The organism is Lacihabitans sp. CS3-21, assembly GCF_024343675.1.
GTDB lineage: Bacteria > Bacteroidota > Bacteroidia > Cytophagales > Spirosomataceae > Leadbetterella.
The window spans coordinates 133,982-160,482 of record NZ_RJUD01000008.1 but is presented as its reverse complement, the minus strand read 5'-3'; the positions used below and the strand labels follow the sequence as shown (position 1 = coordinate 160,482).

At 37.4% G+C, this 26,501-nt stretch carries 24 protein-coding genes and 1 pseudogene; 14 read left to right on the top strand and 11 right to left on the bottom strand.

Features of this window, described 5'->3' with window-relative positions; all coding sequences use genetic code 11:
• A pseudogene (locus tag EGI24_RS07490) lies at positions 1-293 on the top strand (peptidase S15); the annotation flags it as partial.
• 62 nt (positions 294-355) lie between these two features.
• Here the strand turns inward: EGI24_RS07490 and EGI24_RS07485 are convergent.
• From EGI24_RS07485 to EGI24_RS07465, 5 genes are all read right to left on the bottom strand, one after another.
• Positions 356-1,174, bottom strand: coding sequence for a mechanosensitive ion channel family protein (locus tag EGI24_RS07485; RefSeq protein ID WP_255047742.1), 819 nt, complete (start codon positions 1,172-1,174; stop codon positions 356-358).
• A 174-nt stretch (positions 1,175-1,348) separates the two neighbouring features.
• Complete coding sequence (locus EGI24_RS07480) at positions 1,349-1,741, bottom strand: hypothetical protein (RefSeq protein ID WP_255047741.1); 393 nt, start codon at positions 1,739-1,741, stop codon at positions 1,349-1,351.
• Positions 1,742-1,797: 56 nt separating this feature from the next.
• The gene (locus tag EGI24_RS07475) at positions 1,798-3,903 is read right to left on the bottom strand and encodes a hypothetical protein (protein WP_255047740.1); all 2,106 of its coding nucleotides are present in this window, start codon (positions 3,901-3,903) and stop codon (positions 1,798-1,800) included.
• A 270-nt stretch (positions 3,904-4,173) separates the two neighbouring features.
• On the bottom strand, positions 4,174-7,314 hold the full coding sequence (locus EGI24_RS07470) for a DEAD/DEAH box helicase (RefSeq protein WP_255047739.1): 3,141 nt from the start codon (positions 7,312-7,314) through the stop codon (positions 4,174-4,176).
• Positions 7,315-7,316: 2 nt separating this feature from the next.
• Positions 7,317-7,697, bottom strand: a complete 381-nt coding sequence (locus EGI24_RS07465; RefSeq protein ID WP_255047738.1) for a (deoxy)nucleoside triphosphate pyrophosphohydrolase — start codon at positions 7,695-7,697, stop codon at positions 7,317-7,319.
• A gap of 423 nt (positions 7,698-8,120) precedes the next feature.
• Between EGI24_RS07465 and EGI24_RS07460 the strand changes: the two genes are divergently transcribed.
• The gene (locus tag EGI24_RS07460; protein ID WP_255047737.1) at positions 8,121-8,294 is read left to right on the top strand and encodes a hypothetical protein; all 174 of its coding nucleotides are present in this window, start codon (positions 8,121-8,123) and stop codon (positions 8,292-8,294) included.
• 124 nt (positions 8,295-8,418) lie between these two features.
• On the opposite strand, the gene EGI24_RS07455 is transcribed toward EGI24_RS07460, so the two are convergent.
• Positions 8,419-8,577 carry a hypothetical protein gene (locus EGI24_RS07455; protein WP_255047736.1) on the bottom strand — a complete coding sequence of 53 codons (159 nt, stop codon included), beginning with the start codon at positions 8,575-8,577 and terminating at the stop codon, positions 8,419-8,421.
• 69 nt (positions 8,578-8,646) lie between these two features.
• Between EGI24_RS07455 and EGI24_RS07450 the strand changes: the two genes are divergently transcribed.
• The 4 genes from EGI24_RS07450 (at position 8,647) to EGI24_RS07435 (ending at position 13,265) form a co-directional block, all read left to right on the top strand.
• Positions 8,647-9,972, top strand: coding sequence for a sensor histidine kinase (locus EGI24_RS07450; RefSeq protein WP_255047735.1), 1,326 nt, complete (start codon positions 8,647-8,649; stop codon positions 9,970-9,972).
• A 154-nt stretch (positions 9,973-10,126) separates the two neighbouring features.
• Positions 10,127-10,810, top strand: a complete 684-nt coding sequence (locus EGI24_RS07445; protein WP_255047734.1) for a LytTR family DNA-binding domain-containing protein — start codon at positions 10,127-10,129, stop codon at positions 10,808-10,810.
• Positions 10,811-10,997: 187 nt separating this feature from the next.
• Positions 10,998-11,378, top strand: coding sequence for a BlaI/MecI/CopY family transcriptional regulator (locus tag EGI24_RS07440; protein ID WP_255047733.1), 381 nt, complete (start codon positions 10,998-11,000; stop codon positions 11,376-11,378).
• Positions 11,379-11,468: 90 nt separating this feature from the next.
• The gene (locus tag EGI24_RS07435; RefSeq protein ID WP_255047732.1) at positions 11,469-13,265 is read left to right on the top strand and encodes a M56 family metallopeptidase; all 1,797 of its coding nucleotides are present in this window, start codon (positions 11,469-11,471) and stop codon (positions 13,263-13,265) included.
• Positions 13,266-13,417: 152 nt separating this feature from the next.
• On the opposite strand, the gene EGI24_RS07430 is transcribed toward EGI24_RS07435, so the two are convergent.
• Entirely contained in the window at positions 13,418-15,661 is a 2,244-nt protein-coding gene (locus EGI24_RS07430) for a carboxypeptidase-like regulatory domain-containing protein (RefSeq protein ID WP_310586075.1), read from the bottom strand.
• Positions 15,662-15,778: 117 nt separating this feature from the next.
• Between EGI24_RS07430 and EGI24_RS07425 the strand changes: the two genes are divergently transcribed.
• The gene (locus EGI24_RS07425) at positions 15,779-16,438 is read left to right on the top strand and encodes a metal-dependent transcriptional regulator (RefSeq protein WP_255047731.1); all 660 of its coding nucleotides are present in this window, start codon (positions 15,779-15,781) and stop codon (positions 16,436-16,438) included.
• A gap of 335 nt (positions 16,439-16,773) precedes the next feature.
• On the top strand, positions 16,774-17,277 hold the full coding sequence (locus tag EGI24_RS07420; protein WP_255047730.1) for a GbsR/MarR family transcriptional regulator: 504 nt from the start codon (positions 16,774-16,776) through the stop codon (positions 17,275-17,277).
• Positions 17,278-17,283: 6 nt separating this feature from the next.
• On the opposite strand, the gene EGI24_RS07415 is transcribed toward EGI24_RS07420, so the two are convergent.
• From EGI24_RS07415 to EGI24_RS07400, 4 genes are all read right to left on the bottom strand, one after another.
• Positions 17,284-17,421, bottom strand: coding sequence for a hypothetical protein (locus EGI24_RS07415; protein WP_255047729.1), 138 nt, complete (start codon positions 17,419-17,421; stop codon positions 17,284-17,286).
• Between the two features lies 1 nt (position 17,422).
• Positions 17,423-17,929: a histidine phosphatase family protein gene (locus EGI24_RS07410; RefSeq protein ID WP_255047728.1), complete on the bottom strand. Its 507-nt coding sequence runs from the start codon at positions 17,927-17,929 to the stop codon at positions 17,423-17,425.
• 29 nt (positions 17,930-17,958) lie between these two features.
• Positions 17,959-18,756, bottom strand: a complete 798-nt coding sequence (locus EGI24_RS07405; RefSeq protein WP_255047727.1) for an SDR family oxidoreductase — start codon at positions 18,754-18,756, stop codon at positions 17,959-17,961.
• 167 nt (positions 18,757-18,923) lie between these two features.
• On the bottom strand, positions 18,924-20,201 hold the full coding sequence (locus EGI24_RS07400; protein WP_255047726.1) for a Glu/Leu/Phe/Val dehydrogenase: 1,278 nt from the start codon (positions 20,199-20,201) through the stop codon (positions 18,924-18,926).
• Positions 20,202-20,610: 409 nt separating this feature from the next.
• Between EGI24_RS07400 and EGI24_RS07395 the strand changes: the two genes are divergently transcribed.
• From EGI24_RS07395 to EGI24_RS07370, 6 genes are all read left to right on the top strand, one after another.
• Positions 20,611-21,000: a TraR/DksA C4-type zinc finger protein gene (locus EGI24_RS07395; protein ID WP_255047725.1), complete on the top strand. Its 390-nt coding sequence runs from the start codon at positions 20,611-20,613 to the stop codon at positions 20,998-21,000.
• A gap of 64 nt (positions 21,001-21,064) precedes the next feature.
• Positions 21,065-22,066 carry a glycoside hydrolase family 5 protein gene (locus EGI24_RS07390; RefSeq protein ID WP_255047724.1) on the top strand — a complete coding sequence of 334 codons (1,002 nt, stop codon included), beginning with the start codon at positions 21,065-21,067 and terminating at the stop codon, positions 22,064-22,066.
• A 252-nt stretch (positions 22,067-22,318) separates the two neighbouring features.
• On the top strand, positions 22,319-23,824 hold the full coding sequence (atpD, locus tag EGI24_RS07385) for a F0F1 ATP synthase subunit beta (protein ID WP_255047723.1): 1,506 nt from the start codon (positions 22,319-22,321) through the stop codon (positions 23,822-23,824).
• Positions 23,825-23,911: 87 nt separating this feature from the next.
• Positions 23,912-24,250: a four helix bundle protein gene (locus EGI24_RS07380; RefSeq protein WP_255047722.1), complete on the top strand. Its 339-nt coding sequence runs from the start codon at positions 23,912-23,914 to the stop codon at positions 24,248-24,250.
• A 55-nt stretch (positions 24,251-24,305) separates the two neighbouring features.
• Positions 24,306-24,548 (top strand): ATP synthase F1 subunit epsilon, encoded by a 243-nt coding sequence (atpC, locus tag EGI24_RS07375; protein ID WP_255047721.1) that lies wholly within the window; start codon positions 24,306-24,308, stop codon positions 24,546-24,548.
• A 150-nt stretch (positions 24,549-24,698) separates the two neighbouring features.
• Positions 24,699-26,498, top strand: coding sequence for a family 16 glycoside hydrolase (locus EGI24_RS07370; protein WP_255047720.1), 1,800 nt, complete (start codon positions 24,699-24,701; stop codon positions 26,496-26,498).
• Positions 26,499-26,501: the final 3 nt, after the last annotated feature.

The window sequence follows — 26,501 nt, the reverse complement described above, 5'->3', positions numbered from 1 at the left end:
TAAGTTACTCCCTTCAAAGGGCCAGTTTTATTGAAAACAGAGAGAAAAGGCAGCTTTTAATCCCAAATAAAAAAGAAACATTGAGCATTAAGGATTCATTTTTTACTTCCAAGACCATCGGTGCGGGAAGTAGGCTGGCGGTTGTTTTATCTATCAACAAAAACCTCGATTGGGAAATCAACTATGGAACTGGTAAAGAGGTTAGCACCGAAACCATAAAAGACGCTAAGGTGCCACTCCAAATCAAGTGGTACGCAGACAGTTTTATAAAAATTCCAGTATTTAAATATTGAGTCAAAAGCACCCATTACATCATTAACCCATTAGCAAATTAACTAATTATCACCTTAACAAATTACCCTCCAATTTCTCCTTGACGGACAGACTCTGGGTAGGTTACTGTAATGTGATTTGCTGAGAAAGCTGCTTTTAGTCGGGACCTGATGTCATAGGTCACATCCCAATAATCGTCAGGCTTAACGTAGGGTTTTACACTGATTTTTACAAAAAAGTTATCGAAAGTTTCGATGCCAATTTGTGGTACGGGTTCATTTAGTACCAAAGGAGTTTTTTCGAGCACTTGCTCTATGATGCCTTTGATCTTTGGGAAACTTTCCTCATAAGGCATGTGTATGTCTATTTCTAGCCGGATGAATCCTTTTTTGGAGTAGTTGGTTACGATTTGGGAGGTCACTTGGGCATTGGGAATAATCAGGGTTTTGTGGCCAGGAGTGACGAGGATAGTATTGAATATCTGAATCTCCTCCACTTTGCCAAACTTGCCGTTAATGTCTATCCAGTCGCCCACTTTGTAGGGTTTAAAAATGAGGATCAATATACCCGAGGCGAAGTTGCCCAAGCCACCTTGAAGAGCCAACCCCACCGCAAAACCGGCGGCAGCCAACATACCCACCAGTGCTGAAGTATCAAAACCCGCAATGCCAGCGGCCATTAACAATATGGCTATCTTGAGAGCGATGCCAAATATTGAACCCAAAAAGGAAGTGATTTCGGGCGAGAAATTGGAGCGTTTTAGGCGTTCAATGACCGCTTTTTCCAGTTTTTTGGCTATCCAAAATCCAATAATTAAAACGGCAATGGCCCCCACCAATTTCGGTGCGTAGGCGATGATGTTGGCTAATATTAGTTCCAGATATTTTTCTAGGTTGGGCATGCTTGATGATTTTCATACAAAGGTAAGGTGGTTTTTCAATGCTTTCAATCTGTATGCGTTTGAATTTTTTGAGTTTTTGGAACCCAGATTAAAAGCAAAATGGTATTACCTCAGTTGACTTCAAACTAAAGTGGATTGAAATTCTTAAAATTCAATTAGCACAGGGCATATCTTTTACCTAATTCCCGTATCAATGCTGATGTCAACCGTTGTGGTTTTCCCACTCTCAATTTTTATGTCCTTCGGAAATCCCTTTCTCGAAAAAACGTTGTCAGGTTTTATCGTTAATTTATAATCGCCTACTTCCAAGGTGGATACGCCAAAAGTCCCCCTCGTGCCGTCGTAGCTCAAAGGTTTTTCTACAAGCAAAGTACCTGAAATGGCCTCTGTCAATACTAGGCTATAAGCCTCATAGGCAAGTTTGATTTCACTTGGAGTTTTTTTGCAGGGTTCTACTGGGCATAGGGGTCCTACACTTACATTGACTACCAGCGAGCCAGTCTCCATTACCGTTTTTTCGCAACCCACCAAAACCATTAAAAGAAAGACACTTATGAGAGATTTCATGGCGATATTTAATTGTTTATACGATTAAGATTCAATATTAATATAAATGGTTGTTATCAATAAGGACAGGTAACTATTCTGGCCGTAAATACCGAATTCTGAGGAATAGTTATGCTGTTTCCCATCGTAGGCGTTAAAGTGATAGCTTTTCCTGCCTTAAATTCCCTCGTGCCAGTTAGGTTTAATGAGCCACTGTTGTTGATGTATTCTGTGGCCTCAAAAGGAGCAACGGTGGAGCTATTGATTTCCCTCGTTTGCGGTATAACGGTCACATTGACCGTATTCGTACTTGTGCTTACTGGGTTGGTGGATACTATCCGCAACACATACCCTGTTCCGCCTGGGCTAAGGGTATTGGGCACCGTACTCGAGATGTTTCCTGCCGAAACAGAACTTAAGGCTCCCAGCTGCAACGGACTACCAAAAGAACCTAGGTCATTGGATATTTGTGTTCTGAATTCATTGCCTGCATTAAAGCTTCCTGTAATCGAAAACGGAACAGCATAAGCTTTGTTGGCACATAAATTTAAAGAAGGCATACTGCCCAACGTTATGCTAGGCAACACCACATTCGGTATTATTTTAGCCCAATAAGTGGCCCATTTGTCGCTATCGGTAGGTGTGTCTGCATATTCGCCAATTACCCAAAAATCAGACCCATTGCTCGGGTCTACCATGGTCATGGTGTAGTCTCCCCATCTGTTTGCTGAGCCACTATAAGTTTTATAATATTTGTTGGTGCCGTTTTTATATTGGTATACTGAGCTGAAACTGGCATCGCCATTTTTACGTAAAACATAAGATGCAGTTCCATAAATAGTAGGCGAATGATGCCCGAAGCCTATCATTACATCTTCATTATTATTCACGGCAATGCTAGGATAAGAAAAGCTATTTGTGGGCACACTAAAATTACCCATGTTTGTTATACCAGTATCTTCTATTTTACCCCACTCATTGATGGCAGCTGTAGTGGGGTTTATTGATAACCAACGCACTACTCCCCTAAATATACCCGAACTAATACTCCAACTATTATGTACGGCCCACAATTTCCCTCCTTTCAGCACTGCGTTTGACATTCTATGGTCACCGTCATCCATTCCATTAAATTCGTCTGTCATTTCCAATTGCGGAGCTTGATTATAACTAGGCGTATATTCTGACCAACTATTGCCAGCTCCTACACTAGGAAACCCTACATCAGAAAGCGTTGGTACTGCTGGTGGCACACCTGATATTTGAAAAACTTTATACTGACCAGTAGTGTTGTTCCAAGTACAAATTAAAGGAATAGTAGTGGTTGTATTGTCTGCTACTACAGCTGGCGAAATAGTAAAGCCTGGCGTTACTGAAATCTCTGTAGGCGTAGTTGCAATGCCCGCCAAAACGTCACTTTTTTTGATTACAAACAATTTTACTTTATTGAAGGTATAGGAAGGTGCATCGCCAAACATATTTCCTGATACTACTATCCAATCTTTGTTATAACCCACACTAGGGAAGTCAAACCAAATGCCAGGGTCTCCATTGTTGGTTTTAAATTTATATTGATTCCAAGCACCAGTAGGATCGTTGGTTTGGGATACCCCAAAAAGAATATTAGTAGCTGCAGATGAAGAACCATCTAAATCTATAAAATAATACCGCTGTGTAAAAGGGTCATATAAAATTTTGGGATCATAAACGCTGACAGTTTCTTCAATAGTCCAAAAACCATTATCAGTAATAGTACTCACCGCACCTCCCGTTTTGTTCTGTATTTTTATCTCGGTGTTAAGGGTGGTCATCACATGATTTGGCCCAACAGCACCGTTTACGTCTGGTGGTATACTAGTGTTGTTGTCAATCAAACCCACAAAACCCACAGATGGAGCCGGAGGAGCCACTGCTACTTGAGGAAGCGATATTTTGGCTTGGCCTTTAAATAACCTCACACTGTCTATTGGGGCATCATAAGACGGCATAATCATTTTGTCTTTAAGCCGCTTATTTTCAATTTTTAACTCGGGCGGCGAAAGAATTTCTTTGCTTACCTGTTGTTTGAAATCAGCCACCGCAGGCAGCACCGTTTGGGTTTGAACAGACACATAATTTTGAGCAGAAACATGTCCAAAAGAAAACAAACCCAGGGTAAGGAGTAATTTTAGTATATTTTTCATCTTTAGCGAATAAAGGGCTCGAAAATAAGCTAAAAATCTGACAGATATGGGTTTTGGCTGGAGGAATTTATTTGGTGGTGGAGAGAATTTATTGAAAGAGGCAAGGTGCGTGCTACTGAAAAATAGCAAAATTTGGGAAATGGGAATTGGGTAATCTTTTAGAGACAGTAAAGTTTCATAATCCACCACAGATAAGCTTTGAAAGAATTGCTTTTTTGATGATGGGTTGTGGGGAGTATTGGGTGGTATGAGTCGGAATTAATTGAAATTTTATCCAATTGACAATTTAGCAGAATCTTTCCAGAGATTATTTGGCATGGGTTCATTTAATTCCCACTTTATGCTCATTGGTTTTGATCCTTCGTAATCTTTGATATTTCCTTCTCCAATAAAAACATAACCCATTGTATTCCCATTTTCATCCTTAGCTTTTTCCCGAACGAATAGTAATATTTTTTTATTTGTTTCTCTTTGAGTTACATATGATAAACCTTTACCTATTTCTGGTTTAGAGGCATTTTGACTTTGCCAATGGAATAAGGTTTCACTTATAGCATAATCTTCGTACATTGTTGTTGGAGAAAAATCTTCCTCAGATTTGATTAAATCAATAAATAATACCTCTGAATTTAATTCTTTATTTTCGGCACAACCTTCTCTGTTTGATGATTTTTTTTCGAATGTGCTTAATTGGAAAGCAACTAATATTTGATCTCTAGTATACCTTGAATGTAATTTTAATGGTTGAATATAAGGTAATTCTAAATCGGATTCTAAGAAATCAATTTTATCAATTAAAATTTCAAGGACTTCAATTATTTCATTTACAAGGACTCTGTTTTTGCCAATTTCCTTAATACTATCTTCTAATGAATTAAAGCCACCTTGTTTTTGCCAAATATCATAATGTAACATTAAAAGCATAATTCTTTCTGATTCTGAAAAATCAGAAATGGTGATTTTAAAATTTATATTGGCAAGTTTCAAAATAAATTTAAAATAGCTTAAGGATTTTGTAGATAGCCATTTATTTGAAATTGCTCCAAAAATTTCTTTTTCATTTTTTGAACTAAAATCTTCTATAATTCCAGCTTTGTTACATAACCTCGACCAACTATCTTTTTTATAAATAGTTTCAATTGTAATATCATTGAAATCAATAAAGTTTTTTAATGAAAAATGAAGTGTTGTTTGGTATTTGAAGTTCCTGATTTTGTTTATTAACTGATTAATATTAAGAGAAGTAGCTTTTTTTATGTTTTCTAAAATAGTCTCTTTCGCTTTTTTCTCAAGAACAATTGAACAACCCAATGGCAAACGGGGGAAGCCATCCTCTATTTCTTTTTGAACTGATGTTTTTGTTTTTCCTATTAAGGCTCTGAATTTGCTTTCAAAATCATATTCTGGTCTTGAATTGCCAACAAAATCTAGTACAGTTAAACAGTCTTTGCCTTCTGCCAATCTCAACCCTCGACCTAATTGTTGCAGAAAAATCGTTAAACTTTCTGTTGGTCTTAAGAATAATACAGTATCAATTTCTGGGATATCAACTCCCTCGTTAAAAATATCAACAACAAATAGATAATTGAATTCCTTTTTTTTGAATTCCTCCCTTATTTCATCTCTTTGATTGCTATTTTTGCTAGTTAAATATCTCGATTTTAGCCCTGCTAAATTAAACTTTTCCGCCATAAAAACGGCATGCTCCACAGAAACACAAAAACCAATTGCTCTAAGGTCATGTACGTCTAATGTATATTTATCTAAGCTATTGATTATCTGATTAATCCTTATGTCGTTTTTTGTGTAAATGCTATTTAGTTCACTTACAGAATACTTTCCTTTATCCCATTTAACGTTTGATAAATCTATATTGTCAGTTATTCCAAAATATTGAAATGGAGAAAGTATTTTTTTATTAAGAGCTTCTGGTAACCTGATTTCGGCAGCTATTTTATTACAAAAATATTCTAGAATGTCTTCATTATCCATTCTTTCAGGCGTTGCTGTTAGTCCTAAAAGTATTTTTGGTTTAAAATAATTTAAAATTGGACGATATGAATTTGCAGGTGTATGATGAGCTTCGTCAAAAATGATGAAATCGTAATATTCAGGTCTAAAATTAAGGTTTCCAATTCTACTATTTAATGTTTGTATTGAGGCAAAAAGATATTCATTACTAGTTGGCTCTATTCCATCCACCCAAAGTTGACCAAAATTATTATCTTTCAAAATGCCTTGAAAAGTTGCCATTGCTTGTTGTAGAATCTCTTTACGATGTGCAATAAAAAGTAATTTTGAGGATTTGTTTTTTAACTGAAAGTTTTTATAATCAAATGCAGAAATTACTGTTTTTCCGGTTCCAGTTGCAGCTACAATTAGATTATTATATCTATTGTGGACAGTCCTTTCAACCTCTAGTTTTTCCAATATTTCATTCTGATATGGAAAGGGTTTTATATCAAAAAAGGTCGTAGAATTAGAATATTCTTTTGAAAATTTACCTTGCTTTAAAGCTGATTTAAGTTTTTCACTATGGATGGTTTTGTTGAAGGTTTCAAATTCAGGGTTTTGCCAGTATGATTCAAAAGTCTTTCTAAACTTATCTATTATATGGCTAACCTCGTTGGTTGTTATTTTTAGATTCCATTCTAAACCATCAGTTAAGGCAGATCTTGAAAAATTGCTAGAACCTATATAACCAGTATGAAACCCTGAATTTCTTAGAAATAAATATGCTTTTGCATGAAGCCTCTCATTTCCAGTGTTGTAAGATACTTTAATTTCAGTGTTTTCGAGAGAGGATAAAAATTCTACTGCTTTTGAATCTGTAGCACCAACGTAGGTTGTTGTTATTACCCTTAACTTGCCACCTCTTTTTGTGAAATCAATTAGTTCCTTTTCCAAAATTCTAATTCCTTGCCATTTTATGAAGGATACTAATAATTCTATTTTATTAGAAGAAAGAATTTCTTTTCTAAGTTCGCTTTCAAGGGATGTTCCAGAGTTGCCTCCTGTAAATAGTTCACTATGAATTAATCTTGTGTAAGGAGTAATTTCTTTTAAGTGTAAATCTAAATCCGAAAAATGGGTGTCGATTTTCGAGAAAACAGCTTTTAATATTTTTCCTTCAGTTTCGATTAAATCTTCTTCAAAATCTTCTTTTTTAAATTCATCCTTCAAAAATTGAATTATTTTATTCGCAATTTCTATCTGGGTATCAAGGATATCATCTCCTTTAATTAGAGTTAATGCATGTCTAACTGATTTACTTATATGACTTGATAGAATTTGTGCTGCTTCAGATTTATCAATATCTGTTTTCTTTATTTGGAAAGTAGCTTTATCGAGCTCTTCAATTTTATGATTTACAAGTTTTGTTACCAATTCTTCATATATCCCTTCTAGCATAATTACGTGTGTATAATTTGTTTTAATATTGGAATATCAGCTTCAGCCCAATCAAGGGTGTTTAATTCATTAATATTAAGTAGTTTAAAGTCCATATGTTCATTGAGCTTTAAATCTCCAGATTGATAATATGCAACATACGGAATTAAATTTACTTCGAAATTTAAATATTTGTGGATTACTGGGATTAATCTTTTTACTATAATTATATCGATGTCTAATTCTTCTTTAATTTCTCTTTTAATACAAGAAATTTCATCTTCATTTTGCTCTAATTTTCCTCCGGGAAACTCCCATTTTAATGGCATTGTCATTTTTTGACTTCTTTGGGCTGCAAAAATCTTTTTTTCCATAATTATTATGGCACAAACTACGGTTATCATGTGTAAATTTTTGACAATAATAAATCTATTTCAAAATCAAATACTGATTCGTCTTCTGTTTTATAAATCCACGTCGGCATGTCTCGGTTTAAATATAAATAAAGGTCTTTAAAATTATCGAAAATATAAAAGTATTTACCTTGTCGATTAAAGAGATAAAAGAACTTTTGACCATTTCGGATTTTAAGAAGTTCGATGCTAAAACATGCAAATCTATAATGTATTATTAGTATTTGTTCCAATTTTGTTTTTAGTAAATTTAATTAAAATAAATGTTTTTTTCAACATCCGATAAGTAACAATGCGTTCTGGTGTTATCTGAGCCTCATATTTCTACAAATTTTAGCAGAATATTTCTTCACCCACCAATCCCCGCAGCAGGGATAGTAACGGATACCCCGCAGCTGGCGAAGCCGCGAGAAGTTGGAGTACAATCAAGCACGGGAGTGCAAAGATTGCGAGCGTAGCTCTGCCGGCACGCCTGACGTAGGCGGCGTGGCTGCCCAAAGTTTGAGGTTTATGGTTTTTGGTCACTTTTTTGGTGGCTTTCACAACATTTTTTCATTTGGCTTGGGTGCCATTCCTACTTTTGGGTAGAATTATGAAAAAGCTTAGGCGGCTATGGACACAGAGAGAACTAAAGGCTCTTTGTGCCCTAGGCACTTGGCGGAGAAATTAAAAATAGAAGAATGCTATGCAGAAAATTTTAAAGGGTCGTCGCTTAGAGGTTTTGTTGGTTTTTGTTTGTGTCGCCATTTATGTGGTGAGGCGGTTGTTTCAGGAGGCCAATGGCTTTGACAATTTTATTTATGGACTGCAACCCAGGGTGCCGGGCAATGTGATGTGGCTGATTTGGCGTGAGCTGGATCATTACTCGCATTTTTGGAACGCTATATTTCCGATAGCTGGCGGGGGGGTGTTGTTTTTTGCTGCGTGGGCGGTGTTTCATGTGGGGCTGTTTCCGAAGCTGCGGGCGGCGGAGTCGTCGGTGAGTACACTGGTGTATGCGGTGCTGACGGTGCTGTTGGTGGTGGGGAGTGTTTTTGTGCATAATTATTTCAGGCTGTATTATCGAGCCATGAGTTCCAATGACCCCGAGGTGATTGTAGGCCTCAGGGTGTTTTCGGAGTTTCGGAAGCTGTTTTTGCTGACCGACAGCATAGCGGTGGTGATAGTTTTGGTGTTTTATGAGCTTTTTGCTCAGCTGTATTATTACGTGGAGGCCAAACTCAAAGAGGAGCAGGAGGGTGGTTTTATTGGTCATATTTTGGTGGCCTCTATGGTGGTTTTGCTGCTTTTTCTGGCGTTTTTTGCCAACCTTCCCCGCAAGGATTATTGGTATGGGGCCGTAAAGGAACTCTCGATGATGGCCATTGGAGCGTTTACGGTATTTTTTGCTCAGAATTTTTTCTATCTGGAGGTTTTGCCCAATTACCGAGATTACCGATCGTCGGAATTTAAGACTGGCTTGCTGAAGTTTGGGCTGACGCTGTTGGTGGGTACGTTTGGCATGTATTGTATTCTGTTTATTGGTTGGCATTCGTTTCAGCAGGTGCCGTTTGGCTGGCATGCCGAGTGGATGGTGACGATGTTTATGGTTTTTATTATTGCAGCCGTGGTGTTGGCTTTTCTAAGGAAGGTGTTTACGAAAGAAAAGACGCAACTCAAGACGCAAATCAGCCAAAAAACGGCCGAGTTGGGCAATCTGAGGTCGCAGATCAATCCACACTTTTTGTTTAATGCCTTGAACACGCTGTATTCGGTTTCGCTGAGAGAAAACGCCGCCCAAACCTCTGACGGCATACAAAAACTGGGCGACATGATGCGGTTTATGCTCCACGAAAACCACCAAGACCGCATACCGTTGGTGAAGGAGATAGAGTACCTCAACAATTTTATAGATATCCAACGTATGCGGATAGACGAAAATCAGGACATAAAGATAGAGGTGAATATACAAAATGCTGACCGTGAGATTTTTATTGCCCCGATGCTGCTCAATCCGTTTATTGAGAATGCCTTTAAGCATGGCATCAGTTTCAGGTCGGCGTCGTGGATATACATCACGCTAACGCACGATGCCCAACATCTGTATTTTAAGGTGCACAACAGCATCCATCAAAAAACCGAAGATACGCTAGACGACCAAAGCCATGGCATAGGACTAGAAAACGTAAAAAAACGCTTGGAATTGATATACCCGAACCGCCATAAGCTGGAGATTCAGGCCACGGATCATGATTATTTTGTGAGCTTGGTGTTGGGGGTGTATTGAGGGGGTGTTAATTCACCACAGAGGACACAGAGTTGAAATTCACGGAGTTACACGGAGTTTTTTTATATTTGTATTGGATAATGGCGTGAGAATCAAAAACTCTGTGATCCTCTGTGCAAAACTCCGTGACCTCTGTGGTAGAAAAAAAATAAGAATGATATTAAAAGCCATCGCCATCGACGACGAACCACACGCTTTGGAGGTGGTGAAAATGCTCTCTGAAAAAGTGCCTTATTTGAGCTTGGAGGCTACTTTTACCAACTGTTTTGATGCGATACCCTATCTGCAAACCAATAAAATAGACTTGCTTTTCTTGGATATCAATATGCCGGATATATCGGGGATTGAGTTTGTGAATATACTGCCCAAATGCCCAATGGTGATTTTTACAACGGCCTATTCGGAGTATGCCGTAAAAGGCTTTGAACTCGACGCCATCGACTATCTTTTGAAGCCTTTCTCTTTGGCCAGATTTACAAAAGCCTGCAATAAAGCCCTGGATATGAATAAAGTATATGAGCTAGATTTTATTTTCTTGAAAACTGGCTATGAGGAAGAGAAAGTATTGCTCGACGAAATCCATTACATAGAAGCCGAAGGAAATTACATGACTTATGTACTGAATAACCGAAAACTGCTTTCGAGGCAGAGTATTTCGGATGCTTTAGGCCAACTGCCCTTCGATAAATTCGTCAGAATTCATCGTTCTTATCTTATTTCATTGTCGAAAATCGAGAAAATTAGCCGCAATTCTGTTTGGATCTTGGGTAAGGAGATACCTGTGGGGTCTTCGTATGAGGAGAAGCTTTTGGAGATTCGAGGGGTTTTGGGGCTTTGATTTTTTACCACGAATTGCACAGAGTTGATTTCAGAGTTTCACAAAGAATGTGATAAACGTCTAGCATTGTGTGCTTTGTGCAATTCCTTTGTTGTAAAGAAACGAATACCTACGAAAAATTTCGTAGAAAAAATTTGGAAGTACGAATCTTTTCGTATTACATTTGTACGAATCAATTCGTAGATAGATGGAAACTTTCCAAAAACCAACAGAGTCGGAGCTTGAAGTACTCAAAGTATTGTGGCAAATGGGCCGTGCCACGGTAAAACAAGTAAATGAGGAAATCAACAAAACCAAGGAAACGGGCTACACGACCACTTTGAAAATCATGCAGATCATGTTTGAGAAAGGCCTTGTGTCGAAAAACGCAGAGGGGAAACAACATATTTTTGAAGCAAAAATAGGGGAGGAAGACACCCAAAAATCGCTATTGAATCGTTTCATAGATTCCACCTTCCAAGGAAATGCCATGAGCTTGGTGATGCAGGCTCTGGGCAATCATCACGCCTCGGAAGAAGAACTTTCAGAACTCAAAAAACTCATCCAACAACTCGAACAAGACAAATAACAATTTATGAAAAAGCTATTTTAAAAAATTAAACAATCCACTCGGTGGCTTCGACTCCGCTCAGTCACCGAGTGAAATTCAAAAAATCTTATGGAAAACATCACAGAATTCTTTTCAAATCCTTTGGCCAAGACACTTGGCTGGACGCTCGTTCACGCTTTATGGCAGATTTTGGCTGTCACTTTGGTTTATTTTTTGGTAGTAATCTTTACCAAAAAAGCGAATACCCGATATTGGTCAGGTATGACTTTGTTGTTGCTGCAATTTGTGGCTAGCGGTATTACTTTCTTTGTTATCAGGGAGTATTCTTCCTCAGAAAAAAACTTTGGCGGTGTGGCTCTGGCTCCAAAAATGCTTAGCAGTGTGCAAGTTATGTTAAGTTTTCTCCAAACCAATCTTCCGCTTGTGGTGGGCATTTGGGTGTTGGGATGTGCCATACTTTTTTCTAGGTTAATTCTGGGATATTTGTGGGTGAATCAGCTTAAAAATAGCCCAAAAAATCAATTTGATGAGAAATTAACCCAGATTTTGTCTGACATTAAACAGAAGATGAATATCACGAAAATCGTTCATGTGAAGGTTTCAAGGATGGTTTCGTTGCCTATGATTATGGGGGTTCTGAAGCCCGTAATTCTGATTCCGGCCAGTCTGGTTTCTGGGTTTAGTCAGGAACAATTGGAGACCATTTTGGCTCATGAATTGGCTCACCTTAAACGCCAAGATTTTCTGTTAAATGGCTTACAGTCAGTGTTAGATGTAATTTATTTTTTCCATCCAGCCATGTGGTTGCTTTCTGCCCAAATCAGAAAAGAAAGAGAAAATTGTTGCGATGACATGGCTCTTGAAGTTTCGGGTAGCAAATTATTGTTGGCTAAGACTTTGGTGCAATTGCAAGAATCCACATACACACCCAAATTGGCTATGGCTTTTGGTAAAAAAAGTTACTCTTTATTGGAGCGTGTTCAACGCATTGTGGGCATCAGTTCACCAAGAAATTTCAACAAAGAGAGCATCTGGATAGTGGTGGGTTTGTTTGTAACGTTTTTTGCTTTTGCTCAAAAAAATGAAGAAAAAACGACGGTTTCTAAGACGATCTACAGCAGTTCTTCCACCGCTGATACGCTCATCTCGCCGAAGAGAAATGAGGCTTCCATTGTGATTCAAAACAATAAAAATGATTTTAGAATCAAAGACAACAAGATTTTTTACAATGGCAAAGAGGTGCAACTGAGCCCCGAAGTGCAAGAAAAAGTAAATGTCAGACTGAAGGCTCTGGAGGTCAATCAGCAGCAAATGGAAGCCCAAAGCAAACTTATGGAAGAGCAAAGCCAAGAAATGGAAAAGTTTAGCTCCCAAATGGAAGTCAATTCTAAACCTATGGAGGAAATAGGTAAGAAAATGGAGGTTATTGGGAAAAAGATGGAATTGGCAGCAAAAAAATACACCAGCGAGTTGAACAACAAAAAATTCGGTGACAAAGATTTGGATGCTTTTTCGAAGAAATTTGATGCAGAAATGGCTGAGTACGACAAAGAAATGGATCAGTATAGCAAACAAATGGACGAGTTATCGTCGCAAATGGATAAGGTATCAGCACCAATGGATGCTATATCTGCTAAAATGGACGAAATATCAGCACCGATGGAGTCCATTTCGGTGGAATTAGAAAGAAATGTTGATGAAATTATTGAGCTGATGCCAGCTGAAATCAGGTTGAGTATATTGAAAGACAGACCTAAACCACCATCTCCACCTAAAGCCCCAAAAGCTCCAAAAAGTGTAATTTCTCCAAAAGCACCGAAAGCACCAAAAAGTATAATATCACCCAAAAGCGTGCCGTCACCACCGTCACCACCGTCACCGCCAACACCACCAAAAAAGGATTGATAAGATTCGATCACTAAGTGCTGGTCATTGGGCGAAGCTGAAATTCACTCCCTAGACAAGATCTAGGGAGTTTTTTATGCTAAATTTAGGTTCACTTTTATCAAGGAAACGGAAGTTGTTTTCTAAAATGGTTGAATTCTGCCTTTATGGTTTTACTGAATATTGTATTTAATGCCCAAAAACATTCTCCGACTTTGCAACGAAGCATACACATAAGTTGGGTCAAATGTTAGGCCATAAGGGTTTTCTGCATTTCGCTGGACCGCTCCGGATTCTTCAAAAATCACTTTTTTATCAAAAGGGTCTTGTGATCGGGAAATAATAAAGGGCAGGTTTTTGTAAGGCACAAAGTTGAAAATGTTTTTTATTCCCCCATAAATTTTAAAATTCGCATTAAATTCTTTGGTCACCTGTAGGTTTTGAATATTGCTAATTGGTGATTTCGAAGGGCGAGGATCATATTCGTTTTGTAGCGGCAGACGCATAGGCCCCACCAAGTTGGCCGAATAATCAATCAGTATCTTTGGTTTGATGATTTCATAGGAAACCACATAGTTGGCAGATAGTCTTTCAGTAAAATAAGGGACTGATTTAGTACCATTTTCGGTTTTCTTTACATCTAAAAACGTTACACCACCCAATATTTTCAAACCATTATTAAAAGTGAAATCCAAATTTATGTTTGCTCCTTTCGATACCAAATAGCCACTTAAGTTTTTATAAATTATTTTGTCAGGCGTGTCATAATCTGGGATGATTTTATTGGAGAAGTAGGTATAAAAAACAGAAGCGTCTATGCCTATAAAACCCTCATTGATGATGGTCTTTTTGTTGTAGTTTAGGTTTATATTCCAGCTTTGTTCGGGTTTTAGGTTTTCAGTTATTTGCACTTCTCTTGCACCCGTCATCGCTGCATGTTCTTCTGCAAAAACGTTTACAATTCTGTATCCTTTGCCAATGTTAAGCCTTACTATATTGAGTTTATTGTTCCATTTCAGAGCGATTCTTGGCGTAAATATCCATCCATGGGTTTGGTTATAATCCAATCTTAAACCTTCCATGGTTTTTATGTTTTCTCCTATTTTTCTTTCGTGTTGAGCAAAAATTCCTGGAATCCACAGTTTTTGGGGTTTATTTAGGTTTTCCGACTGCGTGACCACCGTGTTGTCATCGTAAAAATTGTATTTTAATGGAAGGCCTACCAACAAATCGTTTTGACCAATGGTCTTTTGGTATTTACTCAATAAAAACCCAATGTGCTGTGTACCCAATAATGGCACAGTGCCGTAGTAAGAATCCTGTTTATGACTGTTGTAAGAGTAGTTGACCGACAAATTGTTGGAGAAATTTGTTGCTCCAATCATCTCAAATCGCCTTGTATATATACTTTCGCCATAAATTTGGTTTGTTCCTCGATATTTTACTGTCCAATTTGTTTCTCCTCCCCACCGATTTTCATGAAAATACCTCAAAGCCAAAGAGCTATTTTTGGTTTGAAACTTATTGAAAATCGAAATCCTCCTTTGCAAGCTCAAGTCAGTGAACCCATCAGCGTTTTTGTCTATTTTTTGGTTATAATCAAAATAATTGATACCCAAAAGTGCACTGATTTTACTTAATTTATATTTTACTCCTAGGTCGGTATTCCATTCTCCCCAACTTGTGCTATTAGTTTCAAAACTAAATTTTGGACTTTTTAATGGAACCTTGGTAATGATATTTATCAGGCCACCGACTGCTTCTGATCCATACAGCGTGGAGGCAGGTCCTTTTACCACTTCTATTCTCTCTATCAGTCCGTTGGGTATGCCAAACAAACCGTAGACAGACCCAAGCGACGAAACAATAGGCATGCCGTCTATCAGAATCATGGTGTAAGGTCCTTCTAAGCCGTTGATATGTATATCGCCTGTATTGCAGACATTGCAATTGATTTGTGGTCGCACGCCGTTTACACTTTGCATGGCCTCAAAAATGTTTGGCGTAGGATTTTTTGCAAAAAAAGATGGGGTAATAACATCAATCGGAATGGCACTCTCCGATTTGCTCATTTCTTTCAGGTTGCCTGTCACTACTACTTCATTTAATTGGCTAGGGTCATCATTCAACTCTATTTTAATTGAGGTATTATTTTCGATTTTTATTTCGTAGAGCTTTTGGAGTTTGCCTACATAGCTAAAAACAAAAATATGGTTGCCTTTTTTTAAATCTTTGAAGATAAACTCACCGTCTTCGTTGGTGGTCGTTCCGGTGGTGGTGCCTTTTATTTTTACAGATGCAAATGGTAGTTTTTCGCCATTACTTCTGGCCAATACTTGGCCTTTTAGTTCGAATTGACCCATGGTTGGCTGTGTCATGGCTATGAAAGTGAGTACTATAAATATATATTTTTTCATAAAACGATTCTAATCAACACACAAAGGTAGTAGAATAAAACTATAATGTTAGAATAGTCTAACAAAAATTTTAGATTAAATATTTACTTCAGAAAATAAAATGGGATAAATTTGTGCATGATGACTTTGACAGAGGAAAATTATTTAAAGGCTTTGTTTCATTTAAGCCTCGAAAACGAGGAGGTTTCGGTGTTGGATTTAAGTAAAAGCTTGAATATTAAGATGCCAACTGTAAATAGTATGGTAAAGAAGCTTTCTTCCAAGGAATTGATTTCGTACGAAAAATATAAGCCTTTAACACTCACTCAGGGTGGAAAAAGGGCGGCAGGCTTAATTATCAGAAAGCACAGATTGGTTGAAATGTTTTTGGTAGAGCATCTTGGATTTGGGTGGGATGAAGTGCATGAGATTGCTGAGCAAATAGAACATATAAAATCTCAAAGGTTTTTTGATAGGATAGATCAACTGTTGGATTTTCCCAAGGTTGATCCTCATGGCTCACCCATTCCCGATATTAATGGGGAAGTGGCCATTCAAAACTATAAGAAATTGGAAGAATGTCATGAGGGCCAACAAGCCACATTTATGTCTGTGGGTTCTTCTCAGGATAGCTTTTTGAAGCTCATCGACAAGCTCAATCTTAAATTGGGTGATAAAATTAAAGTTTTGGAAATTCAGGATTTTGATAAAACGATGCGAGTGTTGGTAAATAATAATTCTGAACAAACCCTTAGCCAGCTGGGAGCTACCAAGATATTGGTCAAATTAAATGTTTGATATTTAATAAATTATTGTAATTGTTTTTCTGCTTTAATCCATTCTCGCAAAATCTGTCACCTTATTTATTATACGTTAAATTATCTTATTAAATCTAAGAAATTGATATTTTCTCTAAGTATTCCTAGCCAAATTTTCAATTATAAAAATTTATTTTGGCACGTTTTTAGAATGTAAATTTTTGATATTGCTTTTTTTTGTATTAGAAACGTACCTGAAAGACTCCAAATGTCTTTTTTTTAGAAAGAAAACTTTCAGAATATTTTGAAAATTCAAAATAACTATTTTAATTTGGAACTTATTGTACGTGCTATTTTATATAACAGACCTATTTTATGGAATTACAAGAAGCGAAAGATCGGTTTATCCATACCTGGGGTACCCTTGCCACACAATGGGGGATAAACAGAACTATGTCGCAAATTCACGCATTGTTATTGCTTTCCCCAAAATCTCTTAATGCCGATGAAATAATGGAAGAACTCCAGATTTCAAGAGGTAACGTAAACATGAACCTACGTGATCTTATGAGCTGGGGTTTGATATACAAGCAGTTACTGCCTGGTGAACGTAAAGAGTATTTTCAAGCCGAAAAAGATATATGGAAGGCCGCTAGACAAATAGGTAGAGAAAGAAGGAGGAGAGAGCTTTCGCCTATATTAGAAACCATGGAGGATATTAAAAAAGGGGTGAGCGATAATTCGCCAGAAAGTGCTGAGTTTCTAAAAGTCGTGAACGACATTTATGCAGTGGCAGGATTTGCCGACAATACACTTGACTTAGTTACCAAATCTGAGGAGTCATGGTTGACTTCTACTTTCGTGAAGCTGTTTAAATAATTCCTGTTATTTCGGAATTGCTCTTTCGAGCTGCTTCTTTTTATTCCAAGGTGCCGTAGTTTGTCTGGCCATGTCGATAAGTACAATTATAACAGCCAACACAAAAAGGAAGAAGACAATCTTAAAAATTTTGTTGTTTTTCATGTCAATTCAATTGTATTACATCCGTTCTTTTTACTAATTTTCCGGATTTTTGAGAAATTTCAGCCCATTCTAAATCTCCAAACTTCAAATGAATGGTGGTGGCTTTTTCCATACTTCCGCCACAATCTTGGCTGCTGAGGTAGTCTGCAAAAAAACTAATGTCAGGATTATGACCGACTATAATAACGGTGTTCAAATGATTCTCCAAGCCGTTTAACAAGGACAAATATCCTCTAGGGCCGCTCCCATAAAGTGTTTCGGAAAAAACTATATTTTCAGTGTCAAATTTTAATTGTTCTGCAACAAGGCTGGCCGTGGTTTTAGTTCTTATCGAAGGGCTACAATAAATCCCATCTATCTCTATTCCGCTATCTTTCAAGTATTTTCCTACTCGAGCAGACTCCATTATGCCTCTAGAGGTGAGTTCTCTATCAATATCTCTCACCATGGAAGAGTTGGTGACATCTTCTGCTGTGGAGTGTCTTATAAGGAGCAAATTCTTCTCCATAGGATTTTATAGGTTTAGATTTTTATGTATTATTTTGGTGCTTGTTTTATCACAATTTTCTCCAGAATCTTAGGGAAAAATCGCTTCAAATATACGCCTAAAACTTCTTTCCCGCCAATATAAATCTCGCTTTTGTCAGCTTTGATAGCCTTCACAATTTTGGTTGCACAAACATCCACTGGAACGCCGTTCTCTTGGTTATTGTCCATTTTTCCATGTTTATTTCCATCAGCACCAATCGCATTAACCGAAATGTCTGTCTGAATGTAACCAGGGCATATCATCGTAACTTTAACATTGTTTTCATAAACTTCGGCTCTTAAAGCATCAAAAAAACCATGTAAAGCGTGCTTAGAGGCACAATAACCTGACCGCATCGGAGAACCCAGTTTTCCTGATAAACTACTCGTAACCACGATGTGTCCAGCGTTTTGTTTGATCATTTGTGGCAAAACAGCTTTGGTTAAAGCCACTACACCCATGAGGTTGATGTTAATTATTTTTTGAAAAACGCTGAGGTCGCTCTCTAAAACGCCTCCTCTTTGAGAAATACCGGCGTTGTTAAAAAGTATATCTATTCTGCCAAACTTTGCAACAACTGTATCCTTAAGCGATTCAAATGACTCGAAATTTTCTACATCCAATGGCAAAACTAGAATGTCATTTTCAAGCAGTCCGCAAGCGTTCTTTACACGTTCCAGTTCCTCTTTTCTTCTTGCAGATAGTACCAACTTAGCACCTTCTTTGGCCATTTTGTAAGCCGTGGCCTCTCCAATACCCGAAGAAGCACCAGTAATCCAAATTACTTTATCCTTTAAATCTTTCATTTAATAATTTAGGTTTTCGCAAAGTTAAAATTTTAATAAAACATTCGGCTCGTCATTAACAAAAAAAGACTTTTACTCCGAAGCAAAAGTCTTTTTCTGTACTATTTATATTCTTAAAATGAATCAATACAATCGTAAATCTTCAATCGAATCAATCTTCAATCGAATCAACCATAGCCACCTCTAAACTTGTAAGAGCTTGAAACCTTATCGATGGCCAGAATATAGGCCGCAAGTCTCATGGGAACTTTATATTTTTGAGAAATTTCGAAAACATTATTAAACGCGTCTTTCATCGCTCTGTCGCTACGTCTATTTATTCTATCTAAAGTCCATTTGTATCCAATGCGGTTTTGTACCCATTCAAAATAAGAAACCGTAACACCACCTGCATTGGCTAAGATATCAGGAACCACCATAATGCCTTTCTCATTGATAATATCGTCTGCTTTTGCAGATGTTGGGCCATTGGCTCCTTCCACAATCAGTTTGGCTTGTATTCTACCTGCATTGCTTTTTGTAATAACATCTTCTTTTGCAGCAGGTACAAGTAAATCTACAGGTAAAAACAACAACTCTTCTGCATCAATTTTTTCAGCTCCACCAAATCCTTCCAAAGTGCCGTTGTTGGCATTTCTGTAAGCCATGGCTTTCTCTATGTCAATTCCATTGTCGTTATAATAAGCTCCGCTGATATCGCTAATTCCAGTGATTGACACACCTTTTTCATGTAAAAGAGCTGCCGCATGTGAGCCTACATTTCCGAAGCCTTGCACGGCCGCGGTGGCACGATAAGGATTGAGCTTAAGTTTTTCCATGCCTGAAAGTGCTGAAACCATTACACCTCTACCCGTTGCTTCTGTCCTTCCCAAAGAACCACCCAAAACCAATGGTTTTCCAGTTACTACGGCTTGCACCGTCATACCTTTCGCCTTTGAATATTCATCCATCAACCACGCCATTTCTCTTGGACCTGTTCCCATATCCGGTGCTGGAATGTCTTTGTCTGGGCCGAAAATATCGAGCATAGATAAAGTGTAGGCTCGTATCAATCTTTCTATTTCTCCTGCTGACATGTTTCGTGGATTGCAGGCTATTCCACCTTTTGCCCCACCGTAAGGAATGTCTACAACGGCACATTTCCAGGTCATCCATGCCGCTAAAGCACGTACCTCATCCAATGTAACATCTGGATCTAGTCTGATTCCTCCTTTTCCAGGGCCAAGTATGGTAGAATGAATAACCCGATAACCTTCAAAAACTTCGATTTTCCCATTGTCCATTGTTACAGGCAATCCTACGATAACTTGTCTGGCAGGAACTTTCAAAATATTGTACATTTCGTCGCTAATGCCAAGGATTTTCACGGCTGCATCAAACCTAGACATCATTGACTCCAAAGGATTTTCTTTGTCCTTTATTGGAGCCGGCTCTAAATAGGTCATTTATTTTATTATTTGATTTGGGTGCAAACTTAACACAAAATTTTCTAATCTTTCAATTGTTATATTTATTCTAAAATTTGTTATATTGTTATTTTGGCAAAAAGAAATAGATAAATAGGTGTTTGCGTTCAAAAACAGTCGATTCTATTGCTTTTGTGAAAAATGATATATGAAAATTTTTTTCTGCAAAATAATATTTGGTTGAAAGTCCTGATTCGATCAGATGTAAAATTGCTCAAAAGTTAAATTTTAATCATTTTTCTGTTATCAATTGTGTACTAGCAACACATTGATAAACAGTCATTTTTAGGAATATTTAAAAAAAGATTGCGAGTTTTTTTAAATGAATTATATTTGCGGAAATTTTAAAAAACTACTTATTAACAACCCAAAGAAAATTAATCTAATTATGGCTAATTCAATAGAAGAAAAAACCAGATATTCGGAAACCGAATTGGCAGAATTTGAAGAAATTATCATCAAAAAGTTGGCCGCAACCAACAATGAAGTGAATTTCATCAAAGAAACTCTTAGTAGAAAAAATGATAACGGTACGGATAATACAGCTGTGGGTTCAAAAACACTTGAAGACGGTGCTGATGTTAGAGAAAAGGAGCAGTTGAGTCAGTCTGCTTCCAGACTGCAAAAATTCGCTTCTCAACTTGAAGCAGCTCTTATCAGAATCAAAAACGGTACTTATGGCATTTGTAGGGATTCAGGCAAGTTAATTCCGAAGGAAAGACTCAGGGCTGTTCCTCATACCCAGCAGACTATTGAATCTAAACTAAAACAATCTTAAAACTTGCCTCGTGCAAGTTTTTTTTTGCTCAAAATCCGCTATTTTTGTTTTCAAAACCTTGAAAATGAAATACCTCTATCTATTGTTTTTTGTACTATTTAACATTCTTACCTGTTTTTCTCAGTCTGCTGATTTACCCCAAATCAAGGTCAAAGGCAATGAATTTGTGTTAAATGATAGGCCGTTTATTTTAAGAGGACTGAATACGAGCGATCCTGAAAAGTTAGCCAATCAAGGACACTGGGATTTGGCCTATTTTGAAGCCATGAAATCTTGGGGTGCCAATGTGGTAAGATTTCCTGTTCATCCTTCTGCTTGGCGGAGAGTTGGAAAAGATAAATACTTGAAACTATTAGAAGAAGGGGTTCTTTTGGCAAAAAGTCAGAAAATGTATGTCATTATAGATTGGCATTCTATCGGAAATCTTAGAACAGAAATGTATCAGGCAGACGGATACGAAACCACACAGAAAGAAACTTTTGAGTTTTGGAGAACCATAGCCAAGCACTTTAAGGGGAATAATACAGTTGCTTTTTTTGAAATATTCAATGAACCTACCACTTACAATGGAGAGTTGGGCACATGCAGTTGGCAAGATTGGAAAAGACTCAATGAAGAGATAATCGGAATCATCAGAGCACATGGAAATACCGCTATACCGCTCGTAGCAGGTTTTAATTGGGCTTATGATTTAACCCAAATAGCTTCCGAACCCATAAATGCCGAAGGTATTGGCTATGTTTCTCATCCATATCCTCAGAAAAGACCAAAACCTTGGGAAGAACAATGGACAAAAGACTGGGGGTTTGTAAAAGACAAATATCCTTTGATTTTAACTGAAATCGGATTTGCAGGTGCTGAAGAAAGAGGAGCCCATATACCAGTAATTAGCGATGAATCTTATGGTGAAGCCATTATAAAGTATTGTGACAACAAGAATATTTCGTGGGTAGTTTGGGTTTTTGACCCCAGTTGGGCTCCTAGTTTGTTTTCAAACTGGAATTACGATCTTACCCGGCATGGAGTTTTTTTTAAAAAAGCATTAAATGATAGAAAAGGCAAGTAAGGTGCGTTATTTTGTTTCAATTCATCCGAAAAGAATTTAAAAGGTTTTCATTGGTGCAGGTAAAAGCGAATTTTATAGGAATGTTAAACTTGGATTTTCATAAATTCATAGTTTACTACAATAAAAAGTGCCATATTTTTGATATTCTCTAAAAAAAATACAAAAAAAGATTTGGTTCGAATTTGTTTTATCATGCATAATTTATAATTTTGCAGTCCAAAAATCAGTAGATAAATTTTAAATATTTCATAAATGGCAAATATTGGTAAAATCTCACAAATCATCGGACCCGTTGTGGACGTAAGTTTTGAGGGGGAAGCCGCTTCTCTACCTGCAATATTAGATGCTTTGTCTGTAACAAAGTCAAATGGTCAAAAAGTAATCCTTGAGTGTCAACAACACCTTGGTGAAGATAGAATTCGTACTATCGCAATGGACAGTACGGACGGACTTCAAAGAGGTCAAGAAGTTACGCACTTGGGTTCTCCAATCACAATGCCAACAGGCGAGGAAATCAAAGGTCGTCTTTTCAATGTAGTTGGTGAGGCTATCGACGGTCTGGGTCCTGTAAATACTCCAGGTCTTTCGATTCACCGCAATGCTCCAAAATTCGAAGATTTGGCTACTGCCACTGAAGTATTATTTACAGGTATAAAAGTAATTGACCTTCTTGCTCCTTATGTTAAAGGTGGTAAAATTGGTTTGTTTGGTGGTGCTGGTGTGGGTAAAACCGTATTGATCCAAGAACTTATCAACAATATCGCGAAAGCTTATGCTGGTCTTTCAGTGTTTGCTGGTGTGGGTGAGCGTACGCGTGAGGGTAATGACCTTCTTCGTGAGATGATCGAGTCAGGCATCGTGAAATACGGTGATGCTTTCAAACATTCAATGGAAGAAGGCGGATGGGATCTTGATTCAGTAGACAGAGAAGCTTTGAAAGAATCTCAAGCTACATTTATATTTGGACAAATGAATGAGCCTCCAGGTGCTCGTGCAAGAGTTGCCCTTTCTGGTCTTACTGTAGCGGAGCACTTCCGTGATGGTGACGGCGAAGGCAAAGGACGTGATATCCTTTTCTTTATCGATAATATCTTCCGTTTTACACAAGCGGGTTCTGAGGTATCTGCCCTTTTGGGACGTATGCCTTCAGCGGTGGGTTACCAGCCAACATTGGCTACTGAGATGGGTGTTATGCAAGAGCGTATTGCCTCAACAAAAAGAGGTTCGATCACTTCTGTACAGGCCGTTTATGTACCTGCCGATGACTTGACTGACCCTGCTCCAGCAACAACCTTTGCTCACTTAGATGCTACTACGGTATTGAGTCGTAAAATTGCTGAGCTTGGTATTTATCCAGCGGTGGATCCATTAGATTCATCTTCAAGAATTCTTTCAGCAGAAGTATTGGGCGATGCTCACTACGACTGTGCTCAAAACGTTAAAAACATTCTTCAGCGTTACAAAGAATTGCAAGATATCATCGCCATCCTAGGTCTTGAAGAACTTTCGGAAGACGATAAATTGGTTGTATCTCGTGCTCGTCGTGTTCAACGTTTCCTTTCTCAGCCATTCTTTGTTGCAGAACAATTTACTGGTCTGAAAGGAGTTTTGGTAGATATCAATGACACCATAAAAGGATTTAATCAAATTATGGCTGGTGAATTTGATCACCTTCCAGAGGCTGCATTTAACTTGGTAGGTACTATTGAAGATGCAGTAGTAAAAGGTGAAAGATTGATTGCAGAAGCATCTAAATAATTGGTTAATTTGATAATTGATTAATTTGTTAATTATTTGATTGCAAAGTTTTCATAAACTTTTAGTTTTGAGCAAAAACATAAATTTGTGAACAATCCAATTTTAGACAAAACGTTTCAATTTTCATTAGACATCATTGCTTTTTGTGAAATTTTAGAAGAAAACAAAAAGTTTGTAGTATCAAATCAGTTATTAAAATCTGGAACTAGCATTGGAGCTAATGTAATAGAGGCACAAAATGCTGAAAGTAAGGCAGATTTCATTCATAAAATGAAAATAGCCGCAAAAGAAGCAAATGAATCAAATTACTGGTTAAGAATTTGTAAATTTGCCCCTAGTTATCCAGATTCAGATATTCTTTTGGAAAAGATAAATGAAATAGGCAAGATTTTGACAAAAATTATTGCCACAAGTAAATCAAAATAGATTGAGTGTGGTGAATTAACTAATTAGCTAATTAACACATTAACAAATCAGCACTATGATATTAGAAATAATAACTCCAGAAAAAAACGTTTTTAACGGTGAGGTAGATTCAGTTATCTTACCAGGTAAAAATGGTCAGTTTCAAGTTTTGAAAGATCACGCACCGATGGTGAGTACGCTAAAAACGGGTGATTTGGTTTATGAAATTGGAAACAAGAAAGAAACCATTGTAGTAGATGGTGGAGTATTGCAAGTATTTAGCAACAAGGTTTTGGTTTTGGCTGAAGCTGTGGTGTAATAGATATTTATGTTTTTGAAGAAGGTTGAGGCTGTAGTGGTCTCAACCTTTTTTTGTTTTAGGCATTTTAGATATTTAATAAAAATTTTTAAAAAATATCGAATTAAGGAAAATGATGCCTTATTTTTGTAACAAAAAAACCTTTCTTTTATGAAAAAACTATTTCTGCTGCTGGCTCTCTGTCAAAGTATGGTCTATGGTCAAACGCCCATTCCTTTGAATGATTTGTCTGCATTTATTCCTAAATCAAGTAATTGGAAGATTGTAAGTGATGTCAATGTTGATATTGACAAAAAGAATACTGTAACTTCTGTCGCTGGTACAGGTGTGCTCCTCTGTGAACACGAACAAGGTAAATATGGCTTAGATTATGATCTTTTTAGTAAATTAGAACATGGAGATTTAGACATAGAATTCGACTTTATGATGGCCAAAGGATCAAACTCTGGTCTTTATCTACAAGGAAGGTATGAAATCCAATTGAACGATAGTTGGGGTGCAAATGTCCCGAAATATTATGATTGTGGAGGTATTTATGAACGTTGGAATGAAAGCAAACCTGATGGCCAAAAAGGATACGAAGGCTATGCTCCAAGATTTAATGCTTACAAAGCTCCCGGTCTTTGGCAAAATATGAAAATTTCTTTTCAAGCTCCAAGATTTGATGCAAACGGAAAGAAAATTGCCAATGCCAAAATTCTTTCAATCAAACTTAATAATGTCCTACTTCACGAAAATGTGGAGCTTTCTGGTGTAACTCGCGGAAGTATTTCCCAAGAAGAAACCAAAAGTGGGCCGTTGAGAATTCAGGGAGATCATGGTTCAGTGGCCTTTAAAAATATTGTCATAAATCAGTATGACAAAACAGCTGGAAAGGTATCAAATCTCTCTTACAAAGTTTATTATGGAAGCTACATGCACGATGCGGATTTGTCAAAAATAAAGATTGATGAGCAAGGCAAAACCGAAGATTTAACTTGGGAAGTAACCAAGAAACAAAACGATTATGTGTTTGTGATCAAAGGGATTTACACTGCTCCTGTAGCTGGTAAATATACTTTTTATACCCAATTGGGTGGAAATAGCACCCTTAAAATTGACAATAAAGAGATTTTGGGAAACAATTGGACAGTGGCCTCGGAACAACGCCAAGCCAGTATAGACCTTTCAGCTGGTGAACATACTTTTGAGATTTTTAATAATAAAAGAGACGGATGGTTAAAGCCAGCTCTTGGTTTTTGGTCCGAAGGTCCTGGATTTAGAAGTACTCCTCACCATGTGGTAGGTTCATTGATAGCCTCAAAACCTAGCGATCCTATTTTGGTGAATGCCAATACCAACACTACTTTGAGAAGTTTTATGGATTTTAAGAAATCTTCTGGAGACAAGAATTTTAGAATTGTACATGCTATTTCTGTCGGTTCTCCCGAGGGTATGCATTATACGTATGATTTGGACAAAGGTGCCATTGTACAAATTTGGAAAGGACAGTTTCTAGATGCCACACCTATGTGGGAAGATAGGGGAGATGGTTCTTCGAGGCCATTGGGTAGCGTCACCATACTGAATCATGACTTAGCTTTAGCTGGAGATGCGTATGCAGTTTGGCCAAAGGATACATCAACAACTGGTTATAAGCCTTTGGGTTACACAATGGATGAAAATGACTTACCAACATTTAAATACAGAATATTAGGAACTGAGGTGCAAGATAAAATTAGGACTGTTGAAGGAAAACAATTTAATCGAGAAATCAGTCTTTCTAAATCTGGAAATATTGTGGCCAGAATAGCTGAAGGTTCAAAAATAGAGAAAGTATCTGAAGGGCTTTTTGCCGTTGATGGTAAATCTTATTTTATTAGAATAAGTAGCCCTGCCACTATCAGAAACGGTAATGAACTGGTTGCGAGTCCAGTTGATAATAAAATCATTTATTCAATCATATTCTAAATA

What these genes read in the sequence shown, in the direction of transcription:
- EGI24_RS07390 (WP_255047724.1), top strand. Translation starts at nt 21,065, where the DNA reads ATGAAATACCTCTATCTATTGTTTTTTGTACTATTTAACATTCTTACC.
- EGI24_RS07480 (WP_255047741.1), bottom strand. Translation starts at nt 1,741, where the DNA reads ATGAAATCTCTCATAAGTGTCTTTCTTTTAATGGTTTTGGTGGGTTGC.
- EGI24_RS07470 (WP_255047739.1), bottom strand. Translation starts at nt 7,314, where the DNA reads ATGCTAGAAGGGATATATGAAGAATTGGTAACAAAACTTGTAAATCAT.
- atpC (WP_255047721.1), top strand. Translation starts at nt 24,306, where the DNA reads ATGATATTAGAAATAATAACTCCAGAAAAAAACGTTTTTAACGGTGAG.
- EGI24_RS07465 (WP_255047738.1), bottom strand. Translation starts at nt 7,697, where the DNA reads ATGATAACCGTAGTTTGTGCCATAATAATTATGGAAAAAAAGATTTTT.
- EGI24_RS07485 (WP_255047742.1), bottom strand. Translation starts at nt 1,174, where the DNA reads ATGCCCAACCTAGAAAAATATCTGGAACTAATATTAGCCAACATCATC.
- EGI24_RS07430 (WP_310586075.1), bottom strand. Translation starts at nt 15,661, where the DNA reads ATGAAAAAATATATATTTATAGTACTCACTTTCATAGCCATGACACAG.
- EGI24_RS07400 (WP_255047726.1), bottom strand. Translation starts at nt 20,201, where the DNA reads ATGACCTATTTAGAGCCGGCTCCAATAAAGGACAAAGAAAATCCTTTG.
- EGI24_RS07395 (WP_255047725.1), top strand. Translation starts at nt 20,611, where the DNA reads ATGGCTAATTCAATAGAAGAAAAAACCAGATATTCGGAAACCGAATTG.
- EGI24_RS07445 (WP_255047734.1), top strand. Translation starts at nt 10,127, where the DNA reads ATGATATTAAAAGCCATCGCCATCGACGACGAACCACACGCTTTGGAG.
- EGI24_RS07370 (WP_255047720.1), top strand. Translation starts at nt 24,699, where the DNA reads ATGAAAAAACTATTTCTGCTGCTGGCTCTCTGTCAAAGTATGGTCTAT.
- EGI24_RS07475 (WP_255047740.1), bottom strand. Translation starts at nt 3,903, where the DNA reads ATGAAAAATATACTAAAATTACTCCTTACCCTGGGTTTGTTTTCTTTT.
- EGI24_RS07440 (WP_255047733.1), top strand. Translation starts at nt 10,998, where the DNA reads ATGGAAACTTTCCAAAAACCAACAGAGTCGGAGCTTGAAGTACTCAAA.
- EGI24_RS07435 (WP_255047732.1), top strand. Translation starts at nt 11,469, where the DNA reads ATGGAAAACATCACAGAATTCTTTTCAAATCCTTTGGCCAAGACACTT.
- EGI24_RS07405 (WP_255047727.1), bottom strand. Translation starts at nt 18,756, where the DNA reads ATGAAAGATTTAAAGGATAAAGTAATTTGGATTACTGGTGCTTCTTCG.
- atpD (WP_255047723.1), top strand. Translation starts at nt 22,319, where the DNA reads ATGGCAAATATTGGTAAAATCTCACAAATCATCGGACCCGTTGTGGAC.
- EGI24_RS07420 (WP_255047730.1), top strand. Translation starts at nt 16,774, where the DNA reads ATGGAATTACAAGAAGCGAAAGATCGGTTTATCCATACCTGGGGTACC.
- EGI24_RS07425 (WP_255047731.1), top strand. Translation starts at nt 15,779, where the DNA reads ATGATGACTTTGACAGAGGAAAATTATTTAAAGGCTTTGTTTCATTTA.
- EGI24_RS07410 (WP_255047728.1), bottom strand. Translation starts at nt 17,929, where the DNA reads ATGGAGAAGAATTTGCTCCTTATAAGACACTCCACAGCAGAAGATGTC.
- EGI24_RS07455 (WP_255047736.1), bottom strand. Translation starts at nt 8,577, where the DNA reads ATGCGAGTAATGATCCAGCTCACGCCAAATCAGCCACATCACATTGCC.
- EGI24_RS07415 (WP_255047729.1), bottom strand. Translation starts at nt 17,421, where the DNA reads ATGAAAAACAACAAAATTTTTAAGATTGTCTTCTTCCTTTTTGTGTTG.